14 protein-coding genes are annotated in these 14660 nt (G+C 57.5%); 5 read left to right on the top strand and 9 right to left on the bottom strand.

Annotated features, from left to right (window positions below):
* Window positions 1-132: 132 nt before the first annotated feature.
* From AC1DF8_RS11990 to AC1DF8_RS11975, 4 genes are all read right to left on the bottom strand, one after another.
* A complete protein-coding gene (locus AC1DF8_RS11990) occupies window positions 133-1701 on the bottom strand; it encodes a glycosyltransferase family 39 protein (RefSeq protein WP_478153726.1) in 1569 nt (522 codons plus the stop codon).
* Window positions 1702-1741: 40 nt separating this feature from the next.
* Window positions 1742-2953 carry a glycosyltransferase gene (locus AC1DF8_RS11985; protein WP_478153725.1) on the bottom strand — a complete coding sequence of 404 codons (1212 nt, stop codon included), beginning with the start codon at window positions 2951-2953 and terminating at the stop codon, window positions 1742-1744.
* Window positions 2954-3214: 261 nt separating this feature from the next.
* Window positions 3215-3805, bottom strand: coding sequence for a phosphatase PAP2 family protein (locus AC1DF8_RS11980; protein ID WP_478153724.1), 591 nt, complete (start codon window positions 3803-3805; stop codon window positions 3215-3217).
* A 302-nt stretch (window positions 3806-4107) separates the two neighbouring features.
* A complete protein-coding gene (locus tag AC1DF8_RS11975) occupies window positions 4108-4962 on the bottom strand; it encodes a MipA/OmpV family protein (protein WP_113201745.1) in 855 nt (284 codons plus the stop codon).
* 208 nt (window positions 4963-5170) lie between these two features.
* Here AC1DF8_RS11975 and AC1DF8_RS11970 point away from each other — a divergent pair, with 208 nt between their 5' ends.
* The 5 genes from AC1DF8_RS11970 to AC1DF8_RS11950 all read left to right on the top strand — a co-directional run bounded on the left by AC1DF8_RS11970 (window position 5171) and on the right by AC1DF8_RS11950 (window position 9874).
* Window positions 5171-5923 carry a response regulator transcription factor gene (locus AC1DF8_RS11970; protein ID WP_112542691.1) on the top strand — a complete coding sequence of 251 codons (753 nt, stop codon included), beginning with the start codon at window positions 5171-5173 and terminating at the stop codon, window positions 5921-5923.
* Complete coding sequence (locus AC1DF8_RS11965) at window positions 5920-7284, top strand: ATP-binding protein (RefSeq protein WP_478153723.1); 1365 nt, start codon at window positions 5920-5922, stop codon at window positions 7282-7284. Before AC1DF8_RS11970 ends, AC1DF8_RS11965 begins: the two co-directional genes overlap by 4 nt.
* 502 nt (window positions 7285-7786) lie before the next feature.
* Window positions 7787-7930, top strand: coding sequence for a hypothetical protein (locus tag AC1DF8_RS11960; RefSeq protein WP_478153722.1), 144 nt, complete (start codon window positions 7787-7789; stop codon window positions 7928-7930).
* Window positions 7920-9083 carry an amidohydrolase family protein gene (locus tag AC1DF8_RS11955; RefSeq protein ID WP_478153721.1) on the top strand — a complete coding sequence of 388 codons (1164 nt, stop codon included), beginning with the start codon at window positions 7920-7922 and terminating at the stop codon, window positions 9081-9083. Before AC1DF8_RS11960 ends, AC1DF8_RS11955 begins: the two co-directional genes overlap by 11 nt.
* A gap of 98 nt (window positions 9084-9181) precedes the next feature.
* Complete coding sequence (locus AC1DF8_RS11950) at window positions 9182-9874, top strand: DUF3313 domain-containing protein (protein WP_348649777.1); 693 nt, start codon at window positions 9182-9184, stop codon at window positions 9872-9874.
* A gap of 69 nt (window positions 9875-9943) precedes the next feature.
* Here AC1DF8_RS11950 and AC1DF8_RS11945 read toward each other — a convergent pair whose 3' ends face one another.
* The 5 genes from AC1DF8_RS11945 to istA form a co-directional block, all read right to left on the bottom strand.
* Window positions 9944-10318 carry a hypothetical protein gene (locus AC1DF8_RS11945; RefSeq protein WP_113114593.1) on the bottom strand — a complete coding sequence of 125 codons (375 nt, stop codon included), beginning with the start codon at window positions 10316-10318 and terminating at the stop codon, window positions 9944-9946.
* A gap of 323 nt (window positions 10319-10641) precedes the next feature.
* Complete coding sequence (locus tag AC1DF8_RS11940) at window positions 10642-11571, bottom strand: glucosamine inositolphosphorylceramide transferase family protein (protein ID WP_478153720.1); 930 nt, start codon at window positions 11569-11571, stop codon at window positions 10642-10644.
* Window positions 11572-11574: 3 nt separating this feature from the next.
* Entirely contained in the window at window positions 11575-12420 is an 846-nt protein-coding gene (locus tag AC1DF8_RS11935; protein ID WP_478153719.1) for a glycosyltransferase family 4 protein, read from the bottom strand.
* 76 nt (window positions 12421-12496) lie between these two features.
* Complete coding sequence (gene istB, locus AC1DF8_RS11930; protein ID WP_478153718.1) at window positions 12497-13297, bottom strand: IS21-like element ISSme2 family helper ATPase IstB; 801 nt, start codon at window positions 13295-13297, stop codon at window positions 12497-12499.
* The gene (gene istA / locus AC1DF8_RS11925; protein WP_478153717.1) at window positions 13297-14586 is read right to left on the bottom strand and encodes an IS21 family transposase; all 1290 of its coding nucleotides are present in this window, start codon (window positions 14584-14586) and stop codon (window positions 13297-13299) included. The genes istB and istA overlap by 1 nt, the downstream gene beginning before the upstream one ends.
* Window positions 14587-14660 lie beyond the last annotated feature (74 nt).

Raw genomic sequence — 14660 nt, 5'->3', positions numbered from 1 at the left:
TTCCCCAACCCTCGGTCGAGAATACCGTTCGCCAAAGAGGCGATAGCCTCGGCGTCACGCACATCAAGGTGGAAGCCAATGGCTGGATTGCTCGAGGAATCTCGTCGGCCGGGAGGCGGGTACGATTTCGTGCTAATGTGCCCTCCCCACGCACACTTCGACTGGTATAACAAGCAGGGCGAACTCCGCTTGCCCTCCCCGGCCGATCTGCAAGCGCGCAACTGGACGGGCATCTTCTGGCTGGCACGATACGGTCGTCCCGTCCCTCGCCCAAGCTTCCTCGCTGGCGACGATGACAAGGCCATGCCTGCTGGATAGACGCGGATCTGACCTTGTACCAAATCCGCGCTTGTCACTTCCGAGCACTAGTACGGGCGCGATTTCCCCCACCGCGGCATCCAGCTTTCCGGCCTCGGCCCAGTTCAACCCCGCTACTGCGGGTCCATCCGGCATTCCAATCTTCAACCGCACGAGGACTTCCAAAACCGGAGACCAGTCAACCAAATCCTGAGTCGGATCATGGACGTTGATATTCAACCGCTGAAGCGCTCCCGAGGCTCCGAACGCCGCCGCCACTGTCAATAGCATGAGCGTCAAGGATGAGGTTACGATGGCATAGCGAATGGTCGGCCAGGCGCAGCCGCCGCACCGAGCGCCCAGCAATGGGAAGACGAACAACCATCCTGGCATCGGCCAATGCGGAAATCCTGTTCCGCTCCCGAGCGCCTGAAGCGTCGTGTAACCGATCGTCGGAACTGCAAGGGCAAGGCAAAACAACTCTCTTTCCGTTCGCCCCTTGCGAAATGCGTGAAGCAAGGCCCGTATGAGTGGGAGTGCTATCCACGGCCCCAACCAAACGATCTGGCCGAGAATTATGCGAGCCAAGGCCCAAGGGGAAAACTGCCGGGCGCCTCGCCCGGCCTGGAAACGCAATGAAGCCCAATCATGCTGACCATTCCAGATCAGCACCGGTAGAACCACAACCAGGCCCGCAAGGCAGGCGACATAAGGGCCTCGCCTTGACAACTGGCGCCGCTGCGGCGTTGTCATCACAAAGAATGCGAGGCCGGTCAGCGTGAAGAACGCAGAATATTTCGACAGGCCCGCAAGACCGAGAAGTCCTCCTGCGAGTAACCACCAGGAAATTGAAGGCTCTTCTTCACCCGGACGCGGGAAAAAAATCTTCGCCATGACCTGTGCGCCGCAGGCCAGAAAGAAAAGTAGAGGGCCATCCGGCACGATCCAGGCCCCCGCCGACACCAGAAAGAAGAGCGAAAGGTTGAGGAAAAGGATGGAAAATACCGCCGCGCTGCCGCCGAAGAGGCGCTCGGTCAGGCAGAAAATCGACCACGACGTACCCGAAAACAGCAGGATGGTAGGAACGCGAACCGCCCAGCTTGTTCCGAAAAGGACAGCCGCCGCGTGGGTCATCCAATAGTGCAAGGGCGGGTGGTCGAAATACGACAGTGCGAGAAACCGTGCCTGGCCGATCGTATAGCTTTCGTCTATTCCAAAGCCGATCGAATAGGCCCACAACAGTCGCACCAGCGTGAACGCGAGCACGATCGCGACGGCGATGTGCCGCGGCGACATGGGAAGATTCTCGGATGGCCTCGCGCCAGGTAAGGGGCGCTCGACCTGCTTCCCCTCAACGCGATTGCTGCCCGACTTGCCATCGGTTAGATGTGGTAGAATGACCATCGCGCACGCCTCCGACGGCAAGGGAGAAAGTCGATGGTCATCACGTGCGCTCGTGGCTCCTGACAAGGGCTTGCGTCATCACGTTATTCCAGAGACCGCTGACGAAGGCACCCGCAAGACCGGCGGCCCACCAGGGGCTAGCCGCCGCGAACAAAGCCGTCGCGATACCGACATTGACCGCGGTTCCAAGGCTACCTACTGCGGAATGTATCGACAATCCTCGGAGCAAGCCTCGGCCTCGCAGCCGTTGATCGCGATAGGTCATCAGGTTATTACCTGAAAAATTGACAATCATGGTGACGACGGTTGCGCTCGCTTGCGCCCACGCGAACTCCGTGCCCGTCGCAAGAACCGCGGCTAGCAGCGCCATGTGCAAGGTCAGGCAAGCGGCGCCGAGGATGACAAGGCAAACCAACCGCAAGGAGATGGCCCCTCTCGTTGCCTTGGCAACAAGCAGCTCCAAGAATTGAAGAGCGACGCGACGATCCATCTTGCTGTGGCCGGCTGAACGGGTCGCGAACCGGTAGGGTAGTTCGGCAATGCGAACATCCGGGCCGGCATTTGACAGGATATCAAAGAGTACCTTGAAACCATGGTTGCTCAACCGGGAGGCCATCGCTTCGACCAGGTCGCGGCGTGTCGCGAAGAAACCGCTCATTGGATCGGTTGTCCTTGCCTGGATTGTATGCTGTGCAACGAAAGTCCCGATCCGTGAAACAGCGCTCCTGAATGGCGAGAGCGCCGTTTCCTGATAAGGTGCGCTATAGCGGGTCGCGATTGCAAAATCATTTCCTTGACGGATGGCGGCGACCAGATCCGGCAGGAGTCGGTGGTCGTGCTGAAGATCGGCGTCCATGACCGCGACTATGTCGGCCTGGGCGGACAACATTCCCTCGATGCACGCCCCAGCCAGCCCACGCCTGCCGACCCGGTGAATGCAGCGTATCCGCGGCTCATCACGCCCTATCTCGCGCAACACCTCGACGGTGCGATCGGCTGAATCGTCGTCGACGAATATCACCTCCCAGTTCAGGCCACGGAGGGTAGCGATCAGGTGGCGGACGAGCATGCCGACATTATCCCGCTCGTTAAATGTTGGTATGATGACCGAAACGTCGGGAGCGTGGAGAACTCGCCTCAGTTGGGCTCCACCGCTTTGAAGGAACATCTCCATATGCTGACGCCTTTGTTGGAATTCGACGCGAACGTCCTCGGCGCAGACTGACGGCGCCGAAAGCACTTTCTGATCCAAATCAAGTCCAAGGAGGAAACGCTGAGAGCAGGGCTACTTCGTATAGGCTGATCAACCGACGGGTCGTTTCTTCTCGTTGCGAACTGCCAACCTGTCCCGTGTTTCCAACTCGCTCGCGACGCTGGACTTCGACTGCCTGCGTTTCACTTAGTCGTCACTTCGCCCACCGGATTTTCGACCTGTTGGAGCGCTGTTGAGGCTCCCGGGCGCTGGCGTGTACGTTGCTGTGCGCCTGGAAAATTGCACCATGAACCCGCACTCTCATCCGCCGATGTTCAGTCCCATTTTCGCGTAGAGCCAGAGCATCAGCGAGCACACGAGGCTCCATCCGAGCACAACGTCCGACAGGAAATGAGCTCCAAAAACGACACGGTTCAGGGCAACGATCATGGATAGCGGGACAAGCAGCGCGGCGACGTATTTGCGGTATGCGTTCGGCACGAACACCAGCACGGACAGAAACGCGGCTGCCGATGCTGCTTCCCCGGATGGGAACGAACAATTGCGCTCGCACATCGAAGCGACTTGCCATGCCGGCGTGAACTCCATCGTCCCACCAAACTCGATCACATCTTGGGGTCTCGCCCGGGCGAAGAAGTTCTTGAACAGGTGAACCATGATTGCCGACCCCAGGACGTAGCTCAACAAAACGAACAGGGCCCGCCTTGTCATCAAACGCGCTGAACGCTCGAGAGGTCTCGCCATCATCAGGACGACCATTATGGGCAAGACAATGCAGGGAAGCACGCGGTTCGCGTCGCGGATCAACAGCAACAGTGGATTGTCTGAAAGATAAAAGTGCGTCCCGAAGGTGAAGAACCGCGAAACGCGCATGTCAGTCTGCGGAAACATGACGAACACCATGCTGGACAAGATGATCACGAATCCAGGTGCAGCCAGCGGATGCAAGGAGACGTACCGGGTTAGAGGATCCGATCGCCCGCTTGCTGATGCGTCAAGGGGCACCTCTGAGGGAGCTTTTTGAAAGGGACGCCGATTAACGTCGTTCGACGCTGAACAAGAAGTTTGCACGAGGACCATCCGCTTAGGAGAAATGGTTGTTTGGCAGATTTTGATTGGGGGTTGCCTGATCTGGCAGGTTGGCGCTGAGCGTGCGCGTGCTTGAACAGGCGGGCTCTTGGCCACCTCTGTTCCTAGAATCGATAACCAAGGACCAGCATGGACTTCGGCTGGACCTTTTGTTTCACGAGAGGGCTGTCTGCGGCGTCTCCGACCAGAAATCCGACGTCCTGTTCAGCGCGGACCATCCAGTTTTCATGGAACATGTAAGTCGCCGACACCGAGAGATCGATGTTCTTCACGCCCGAACCCGGCTTGTATGCATCATATCCGGAACGCGCGGCCTGAGCCGCGGTGACGCCGAAATAGGATTCCATATAGTTCTTGTCGGCAAAGGTGGCGGACGCACCAGCGCCAAGGATCAGCTTTTCATTGACTGGTCGCGTAACCTCGACCCCGACTGTGCCCAGAAGACCGTCGCTGCCACCAATGGTCTTGTCGACGGAGACAAAAAACTCGGCCGGTCCGTAGCTCCAGGTCGCCTTGCCGCCGACTGTCACGCCACCATCGATGTCACCCATCCCGCGCAGATCGTCCGAATCGTCTTCGTTTCGACCGAAGTCGTAGCCGACCTTCACATCGAACTGGAACGGACCCCGTTCATAGGCCGTCAGCTCGACGCCGGTCGGATCGATGGTCAACCGATCGAAGAAGGTCGCCGAGACGAACGGAAGCGGCGAAATTTCCATTTCATCGCTTCCCTCATATTTTGGCTGGAACATCACGCCGGCGCCTACCATGACCTCCCAGTCGTGAAGCTTCTGGCGCACCGGGCCAAAGCGCTCCGGATCGGGCATGGGCGGTATGGCAGCTTGATCGGAGCTCTGTGATGGATCGGCAGCTTGGACAAGCGACGGCATGAGCGCAATAACGACGGCAATGGGAAGTGATCCGCGCGCTGCGGACTTTGAAAAGAACTTGCGAAACATGAAATCTCCGGTCCTTGCCTTCACACATTCACCCCTTCCGGGGCTAAATCTGAAAGGCGGTTTCAATGCCCCTCTTGTGCCACGGTGCGGACCGCCAGAATGTTTGATCGTGTGAAGTTATGTTTCGGGCCGGCCCGAAACAGGCGAGATCTGAAACAAATTTTAATATTCCCGCAGCCAAAAAACATGCGCCGCCATGCTATTCACAATGGCAAATCGTCATGTGGATGGTGAAGGGAGCCAGAGCTTGTCGGACGCCTCTCGAATTCTGATTGTCGAGGACGACACATTGATCGCCGACATGCTGCGCGATAGCCTTAACGAAAATGGAATGATCGCGGAGATCGCCCCGGACGGCGTTGCAATGGATGTGCGCATGCGGGCATCCAATTTCGACCTGGTGATCCTTGATGTCATGTTGCCCGGCGAAAGCGGCCTCAGTCTGTGCCGGCGGCTACGGGTTACGACGAACATCCCCATCCTCATGCTGACGGCAGCCGATGCGGAAATTGACAGGATCGTCGGCCTCGAGATCGGCGCCGATGACTATGTCACGAAACCATTCAGCTTGCGGGAGCTCATCGCGCGAGTGCGCAGCCTGCTGCGGCGCGCCGCCTTGCCTCCGTTAAAGGAGCCCCGACAAAGGCAACTGCGTTTTGACGGATGGTTCGTGGATCCCATTCGACGACAGCTCTACGATCCAACCAACGCGCGCGTCGGCTTGACGACGCATGAGTTCGATATCCTGCTTGCCTTTTGCCGGAACCCGGGCCGCGTTCTGACGCGAGAGGAACTCTTAGGGGTCACCCATGCCGGTTTGGCCGGTCCAATCGAGCGCAGCATCGATGTTCACATCAGCCGACTGAGGCAAAAGATCGAGCATGATGTCCGCGACCCCGTTGTTATCAAGACCGTACGTCTCGGCGGCTACATGTTCACAGCGAATGTCGAGGAACTATGAGGCTGAAGCGTTTCCTCCCCACCACGATAAGAGGCCAGATCACCCTGATCATCGTTGTGGCGCTGATCCTCGTCAGCGTCGTCGGCAGAGTGTTGGAACAGTGGGCAAGGAATGCCGCGCCCGACATAGAAGATATCGTCATGCGCGTTGACACGATGGCGGAACTCCTGAAATCGTCCACACCGGGCGCACGCGAAATAATCCTCTCGTCATCGCGTGCTGCCGGCTGGCATTTCTCGCTGCAACCCTTTTCGGTCAGCGAGGCCTTCACCGGACCGTCGGAACCTGAAGGCGCGCTGGCCATGGCAATCGACTGGCTCTTTCCAACCGATCACATCCGCCCACCCGTGGGAGGCTGGCGTACCTTCTGGAACGGGGAGAGAGTGATTGCATCAAAGGTCGACGACGCCACGCTCCTTATCCTTTCCGGCTTTCCCGACACGATCCTGAACAGTTCGATCCTGAACGAGGGCCCATATTATTCCGTCGCCATTGTCGTCCTGATCGCGTTCTTTTTTATATTCGCCATTCGCGTCATAACCGAGCCAATCAAGCGGATCTCCGAAGCGGCCACCCATTCGGACATCGCAAACAGCACGGAGATCTTCGAAGAACGTGGACCTGTCGAGATCGTTGCGCTCGCCCATGCTCTCAACGCGATGCGAAGCCGGATACGGGTAATGGTCGAATCAAGGACACGCATGCTGCGGGGCATCGGCCATGATCTTCGAACCCCGTTGACCCGGTTACGGCTTCGCGCCGATCGCATGGAGGACGGACCGGTGCGCGAGGGACTGTTGTCTGATGTCATGCGCATCGACAGCCTCTTGAACGAAGTTCTGAAATATCTCAGGGACGACTACGCGACCGAACCAATACAACGTGCTGATGTCGCCAGCCTGCTGCAAACCGTTTGCGCGGAGTTCAGTGATGTCGGCTTCCCGGTCCGGTTCGAAGGGCCAAATCGGATGATTACTGATTGCAAACCACTTGCCATCATGCGCGCGGTAACGAACCTCTGCGACAACAGCGTCAAGTTCGCGACCGAGGTCATTGTCGGTCTACGAGATGGCAAAGGGGGCTGCGAAATCTCTGTCACCGATAACGGACCTGGAATTCCAGAACATTTGAGAACGCGGGTTTTTGAGCCGTTCTTCAAGGGAGACGATGCGCGGACGCAGGGGCAGGAAGGTTTCGGGCTCGGACTTTCAATTGTCGCCGATATCGTGCACGCCCATCGCGGCACCGTCTCCCTCGCAGACAACGCGCCGAGCGGGCTCATTTTTCAGATTCTGATCCCAAGCCATGTCGATACAAAGGCCCCGAGCGAGGCGAAGAGGCCCTCGCTTGATCTGAAATAGAAACACAGCCGCCTTGGTTGGAGTGGAAGGGGTATCCCGTGGAACAGAATTCTGCCCGTTCCTTCACCTATGAGGCCTTCCCAATTCTGATCAGCACGGCGGCGCGTGTTTTTACCTGCTTGAACATTAAGATTTATTGCAGATCTCGCCTGTTTCGGGCCGGCCCGAAACAAAACTTCACACGATCAAACATTCTGGCGGTCCGCGCCGTGGCACAAGAGAGGCATTGAAACCGCCTTTCAGATTTCGCTCCGGACGGACAAATGTGTGAAGGCAAGGACCGGAGACTTCATGTTTCGCAAGCCCCTTTAAAGTCCGCAGCCCGGAACACTTCCAATCACACTGGTTTTCGCGCACGCGCCAAGGCGACGTTGAATTATGGACCAGCCGCGTTTTCCTCTCCCTCGGCAAGACCATTGGCGTCACCGCGGCTCGGTCAGCACGTTCCGGGTACGGGCGTGAAAAGCATCGATCTCTCAGCGACGCCGCGGACAGACCTCTCGTGAAGCAAAAGGTACAGCCGAAGTCGATGCTGGTTCTGGGTTATCGCTTCTCGGAACAGGGCCAGCCAGGAGCCACCCTGTTGAGCACCGGGCCTGCATTGCGCCAGCCTGCCAATCGCGAAATCCGCCCCCATGCTGCTTAATACAAACATCGGAGCAGAAACTGATATGACGCTACTCGCAAAGCCCCTAGAGCAACTTGGAATGGGACGTCGCAGCCTTCTAAGTGGCGCGGCTGTACTTGGTGTTGGTGCCGGACTGTCCGCGCCCGCCATTGTCTCCCGCGCCGCCGCCAGGGAGATTTTGGACATCTCTTCGCGAGACAGGGACCTGCCATTTATCGGGACCGAAGAGACCTTTTCTACCCATGAGCTGATGGTGCTGAACGACAGGCTGTTCCTCGAGGACACTGGACTTGCCGAAATAGGCCCGCGCCGCATCGGCGCGATGGATGAGGCGGGGATCAACATTCAAATCCTTTCCGCACATACGCCGGGTGTGCAGAATGTCCCAGGTCAAGAGGGCATCGATTTTGCGTATCGTCTGAACAAGATGATTGTCGATGGACCGATGGCGACCTATCCGGGACGATTCCGAGCATTTGCGACTTTGCCGCTGCAGAGTCCGGAGGCTTCAGCGGACGAGCTGGAACGCGCAGTTCGGAAAGATGGCTTCTTGGGATGCTTGACCAACGGAATCATCGGGAAAAAATTCCTCGATCATCCCGATTTTGAGCCAGTGCTGGCGCGTGCCGAAGCCCTTGATGTGCCGATATATATCCATCCTGGCCTGCCACCTGACGAAGTTTTCCAAATCTACTACAGCAATATGCGGCCGGAATATCAGGCGAAGTTCCAGGATCAGGTTCTCAGTATCTCAGCATATGGATGGCACCAGGAAGTCGTTACGCAATGCCTCCGAATGATCACATCTGGGGTATTCGACAGATTTCCCAAACTACAGATCATTGTCGGCCACATGGGAGAGGGCCTTCCGTTCTTCTATAAACGCATCGTGGAAAAGATGGGTGAAGTGACCGAAGGCACTTTGGATAGGCCCTTCGAGCAATACTTCCATGACAATTTCTGGTTCACGACCAGCGCATTCTTTCAAGATGAGCTGCTCGATCTTTTGCTGAAGTACATCAGTGTGGATCGAGTGATGTTTGCAACCGACTACCCATTTGCAAACATGAAGGAAGGAACCGACTGGTTTAGGGCTGTGGATCTGCCACGCGAGACTAAGGAAAAAATCGCATTCCGAAATGCAGAGAAACTTTTCGGAATAACAGTCTGACGCATCCGATCGAAGATTCTGATTGGATTTCCAACCGCTTCGCCTGAGACCAAGCTCTCTCAATCCTGCCCATTCTGCGCACCACGAAGGAGCCACCCGTGGTTACAAAATCGATTCAATTTTGTCGCATTGCACTCTTTGCGCTCGTTGCTGTTCCCACTGGATGCGCGAGCACCGATCCGATCGCGTATCAGGGCATCGCATCTTCCAAGCAACTATCGTTCAATACGCAAAACAAGGACGGGAGAATACCACTCATTTACTCCCATGGGACCGTCGATTTTCGGGCGTACTCAGCTATAATCGTTGAGCCTGTGGAGATCTATCGAAACCGCGATCATCAATTTGGCAGCATTGCCGAGAAGGACAAGGTCGAACTTGCATCCTACATGCAGCGGTCATTCGAAAGCCGTCTTAGGCGAAAATACGCACTTACAAAGTTCCCAGGTCCCGGCACGCTTAGGCTCAAACTTGAACTGACTGGCGCAAAGGCCAACGCCGTCGTGATCTCTACCGTGGCAAAATTGATGCCGGTGGGTCTGGCTGTGAACGGGCTCCAGGCCGCACGTGGAAAAGAAGGAACTCTCAGCGGTTCAATCAATTATTCCGTTGAGGTCTACGACAGCGCGACGAACGACCTACTCCTGGCTTATGTCTCCAAGCAGTATCCGAGCGCGTTAGACCTCAGCGCTAGCCTTGGCCCCCTCGGCGCGTCAAAGGTTGGAATAGACAAGGGCGCCGAGGCCCTTCTCTCCAAGCTACAGCCGAACATACCCATCGCGGCTCGCTGAGACATCATGGAGCGACGGCTGCTCGCGATCGGCACGCTGCCTTTGCTCCCGTGAACAAAGTGCCGACGGCTATGATACGAACCGGCGCGGCGTGTGCCGCATCGTGACAGGCCGGTCCCGGTGATTGAGGCGCACGCGATCGAGGAAACCACCTCTGTCGAATATCGATCGCGGCTGGTTTTCCGCCCTTTCGACATTTGGCAAGACAAACGCCTGAATATTGACGATCGGCAGATTACAGAGCGCCCGGACTTCACCGATCTTGGCAGTCACCGTGACGATGACCGCGCATTCTAGCCGTTCAAGCGCCAATTCAAGCTCGGACAGGTTCCGCGCCCTGTTGGCCTCGAAACCGCCGGTCCGCAGGATCTCTGCTGCAAGATCCAGGCCGCGTTGATCCGATATATAGACAAGAACGGGAGAGAAGATGGCTTGGTCTGTCATCAGTTGCTGTCCTCATGTGAAGTTCAGCCACATTAGGAATTCGGGTACGAAACTGGATGTTGTTATATTAAGATTTGTGTCGATGGAGTGTGAACCTCATAAATCTTTGCGAGTATCCGCCCTCTCCTCGGCAGGTCCATCCGTGTACAAGGAAAACGCTTTTTGCTCGCGGCGCTGCTGCTCGACTGACCGGGCGTCGCAAAGCATGGATCCTCGCCCTGACGGCTACTGGAGTTGTCGGAGAGCACAGCCTGCGCCAAATTGCTTTTACATTGCGATCGGTGCGACAAAGGTGCTCGAAAGTCGCAACGCTGAGGCTGTCCTTACTGGCCGAATGACCTCACGCGCACCAGTCCAGATCTTCGCTTCAAATTGACGATGTGGCGGGAAAAGGATCGAGAGATGCGTTTCACGTCGATCAGCGTAACATCGCCACAAGTGCTGAACGTATGCAGCCCGTCGGCATAATCGGCTTCGGCCAGATTGCCGGTCAACCGGTGAGGAAGATGCTCACAGGCGACATGGGTGGCATTCAGCTCATCAAATTGCAAGAAGCGTATGCTTCCGCCATAGCTGACGCTACAATCTTGAACTGGAAGTATGATCTTGTCATCGACGCCTACAAATGGCGTTCCGCCCGGGCGCGCGCCGGCGCGATCGTCCAAAACCGGATTGCTCGGGTGCGCCTTCCACGGGCCTGTCAGCCGTTCCGAAAACGCGATATGCAGCTCTCGTTGGTCGCGCGCACCTGCCCCTACGATAGTGTAGAACATCCACCAACTTCCCTGATGTTCGATGAGACATGCCTCCGCTGCTGGAATATCGGCCAGCAGTACCACTTCGCGTATCCAGCGGTCCGGAAAAGCGTGGGCACGATAAAGGGCGATCTCACCGGCCTTGTGACTTTCCGGCACCATCAGCACATCACCGTTTTGTTCGAGAAGAAAAGGATAGGAAAGATGAAAGGGCTTCGCCAAGGCAATAGTTTTGCCCCGCCATTCCATATTCGGTCCAAACTCATGGCGCTCAATGAAGCCGTGCTTCGTCCGATAATCATAGGCCTCGACGAATACATGAAGCGCGTCACCGTGCTTTATCCCGAAGGGATCGGCGAGATACCGCCAGGGTCCGGGATCAGGCAGCCAGGTGATGCGGCTCGCGCAGTCCGTCAGTGTCTCGGCATCAAGGAGTGCCTCCGCCGGCGCCGGAACAATGCCGACTTTCCAGAAATCGCTGCTGGGTCTAACACGCATCGGTCACATCTGCGCAGGCATGGTTGACGCATCGGTCACGTTACGAATCTCGATCTGGCGTTCCTCGACTTCCCCGTAAAACCGCAAAATATTGTCTACGCCGGTCGCTCTGGAGAATGGCACCATATCGTAGTCGATGCGCCATGGACGGCTGGTGCCGTCTGACTGCAGAACGTCGGCCAGAGCATCAGCGAGAGCTTCGACAGATCCAGGCTCGACAAAGCGTACTGGATGCTTGCGGAGATATTCCGAAGGGCCTTCCGTCGCCGAGGCTATTACCGGCACGCCCTCGTGCATGGCTTCGAGGATCGCAAGACCCGCCGATTCTTCGCGTGACGGCGAGACGAACAAGTCGAGATTGGCCAAAAAGCCGCTCACATTGTCACAATAACCGACCATGCGGATACGCTCGTCCCCAGCGGCCAGCTTCTCAAGCGCTGCCTTTTGTGGACCGACGCCCGCAATTACCAACGCCGCATTTTCCGGTGCAGCGCGCAAGAAAGCGGAGATCAGCACGTCGTTTCCCTTGCTTGGGTGCAGCCGACCGACGGTACCGATTATCCTGACGGTTGGAGGTAATCCCAGCTTGATCCGAAGGTCGAAGCGTTCGGTCTTCTTGACTTCCGGAAGCCAGTTCGGAATGCGGCCGGCATAGCCGGCATAGTTCCCGATGCGCATCATCTGCGCTTCGTTGACGCAGATGATGCCGTCCAATCGCGCATGTTGCTTGGGCTTATAACCGACATGCAAAGTCGCAATCTTGATAACGCTCCCCTGGACCGTAGCGAGCGCCTTGCAGCCTGGGCTCAAGTGCGCATGCGCCACCTCAAAACGTTCGGCAGCAATCAATTTGCGAAGCCGCCAGCGCCGAATGTCAAGCGAAGCGAAGAATTGACCCCCTTGGCGAATTGAAGAACTGACCCCCTCATTGGTTTGCGGTTTCGTTAGTTTCGAGCGCCGTTCCGGCCTTCTGCAGAAGGCCGGAACGGCGCTTTTCGCGAAGCCGGTAGCTGTCGCCCCGGATGGTGATCACCGTCGAGTGGTGAAGTAGACGGTCCAATATCGCCGTGGCGACGACAGGGTCGCCAAACACGCTTCCCCATTCTCCCACGGAACGGTTTGAGGTGATCAGGATCGAGCCTTTCTCATAGCGCCGGGATACAAGCTGGAAGAACAGATGGGCGGCATTTGCCTCGAAGGGTAAGTAACCCAGCTCGTCGATGATCAGCAGCTTCGGCCGCGACAGGATGGTCAACTGCTTATCGAGCGAGCCGTCACTATGGGCCTTCGCCAGCATTGCCACCAGCGTCGCCGCCGTGACGAACTGGACGTTGTAGTTTTGACGGATGGCTTCTCGGCCAAGGCTTACAGCCAAGTGGGTTTTGCCTGTGCCTGGCGGTCCAAGGAATAGCACGGTATCGCCATGGGCAATCCAGCGGCAGGCCGCGAGCTCCCGGATCTGTCCTTGATCGAGCGATGGCTGCGCCTCGAAGTCGAAGCCGTCCAATTCGCGCACGAACGGGAACTGCGCCAGTTTGCTCGACATCGATATCCGTCGCTCGTCGCGCCGGGCAATCTCGCGCGATACGAGGAACGCCAATGCTTCGCGCAGGTTCATCTTCGAGCGGGCCGCCTCGTCCAACAGGGTATCCAGTTGATCGCGGATCGCTGTCAACTTCAGGCGATCGAGCGTCGCGATCAGCAGGTCGTGGTCAACGTTGGCCATCACCATCCTCCTCCGACAACCGCTTCGTATTCCGCAAGCGGGCGCAACAGGGTGGAGGGCGGGAGCTCGATGGGTGCGGCGGCTCGCACGAGACCCTCGGCGCCGGCAACACCGATAAAATGCGCCCGGTCCACAATCCGTTGTCGTCGTCCCTCGCACACGGCATGATCGGCCACCACCTGGCCGGCATGTCGTATGATAACGCGGCCTGCCAGCACCACGACCTGAACACTCTCGCCAATCAGACGCCAGGGAACCGAATAGCTGTTCGTGTCGAGGTCAACCGCGCAATCGGACTGAACCTTGCGAACCAGATCGCGCAACTGTCCGAAGGGGGCTCGACCGGCCAGCGGGCGTAGCGCCTTGGCCTCGTCGACAAAACGATCTGCCGGTTTGATGCCGGTCGTTCCGTGCTCGCGTTGGTCGGCAACCTCGCGCGTCCATCGATCCAGATGCGCCTCAAATGCGGCCCAACTCTCGAAGCGGCGACCAGCGATCGCGTTCTTCTTGACGTAGCCGACCCCGCGCTCGTCCTTGCCCTTGGTGCGTGCCCGATATGGTGCGCAAGCCCTAGGTGTGAAGCCCCAATATCGAGCGAAGGCGTGCAGACGCTCGTTGAATCTCACCTCCCGCGTCACCGCATCATGATGCTCTACGAGGGCCTTCGCATTGTCGATCAGTACCTCCGCCGTAACTCCGCCGAACCGCAGGAAAGCGCCTTCCATCCCTTCGAACCAGTCTGTCTGGCGCTCCCTGAGCGACACTCGCGTGTGCAAACGGCGTGAATAACCTAGCGTTCCGACAAACACATGGATGCGAACCCGCTCGCCACCGATCCACACCTTGGTGTCGCCAAAGTCGATCTGCATCTGATGGCCGGGAGCCGTCTCAAAGCGGACTGTCGCACGTTTTTGAACTTTCAATTCTCGCCGCCATTGGCGAACCTTCAATTCCACTGAACGCAGGCCGATGACGATGCCGTGCTCGGCCGCCAGTTCCTGGCGGATCACGTCTGCATTGCCATCGTGACGGAAAAAACGCTCACGCAGCCAATCATCAAGTCCATCAAAAGCAGTACGACGTGCTGGCTTTTTGAAAGGCGCTGCGCCGCCCTCCCGCAGATATCGCCGGACAGTATTGCGTGCGCAGCCGAACTCTTTCGATAGACGTTTGGCCCCCCAGCCAAGATCATGCAGCCGCAACATCGCCACCACCTCATCAGCCTGAAGCATATCCCCGCCCTGCATCGTTCGCGACAATGCAGCATGCGCCGAAATCTCAGTCGTCATCCATCTCTCCTCGTTTGACACGAGGGGTCAGTTCTACGTTTCGTTAGGGGGTCAATTTCTCATTTCGCCCGACA

The sequence above is a fragment of the Rhizobium sp. 05N49 genome, from assembly GCF_056396805.1.
This window is presented reverse-complemented; position numbering and strand designations above follow the sequence as displayed.

Coding starts and splice junctions, on each gene's coding strand:
- AC1DF8_RS11990 (WP_478153726.1), bottom strand. CDS start 1,701: ATGGTCATTCTACCACATCTAACCGATGGCAAGTCGGGCAGCAATCGC.
- AC1DF8_RS11980 (WP_478153724.1), bottom strand. CDS start 3,805: ATGTTTCCGCAGACTGACATGCGCGTTTCGCGGTTCTTCACCTTCGGG.
- AC1DF8_RS11975 (WP_113201745.1), bottom strand. CDS start 4,962: ATGTTTCGCAAGTTCTTTTCAAAGTCCGCAGCGCGCGGATCACTTCCC.
- AC1DF8_RS11970 (WP_112542691.1), top strand. CDS start 5,171: ATGGCAAATCGTCATGTGGATGGTGAAGGGAGCCAGAGCTTGTCGGAC.
- AC1DF8_RS11965 (WP_478153723.1), top strand. CDS start 5,920: ATGAGGCTGAAGCGTTTCCTCCCCACCACGATAAGAGGCCAGATCACC.
- AC1DF8_RS11955 (WP_478153721.1), top strand. CDS start 7,920: ATGCTGCTTAATACAAACATCGGAGCAGAAACTGATATGACGCTACTC.
- AC1DF8_RS11945 (WP_113114593.1), bottom strand. CDS start 10,318: ATGACAGACCAAGCCATCTTCTCTCCCGTTCTTGTCTATATATCGGAT.
- AC1DF8_RS11940 (WP_478153720.1), bottom strand. CDS start 11,571: ATGCGTGTTAGACCCAGCAGCGATTTCTGGAAAGTCGGCATTGTTCCG.
- istB (WP_478153718.1), bottom strand. CDS start 13,297: ATGGCCAACGTTGACCACGACCTGCTGATCGCGACGCTCGATCGCCTG.
- istA (WP_478153717.1), bottom strand. CDS start 14,586: ATGACGACTGAGATTTCGGCGCATGCTGCATTGTCGCGAACGATGCAG.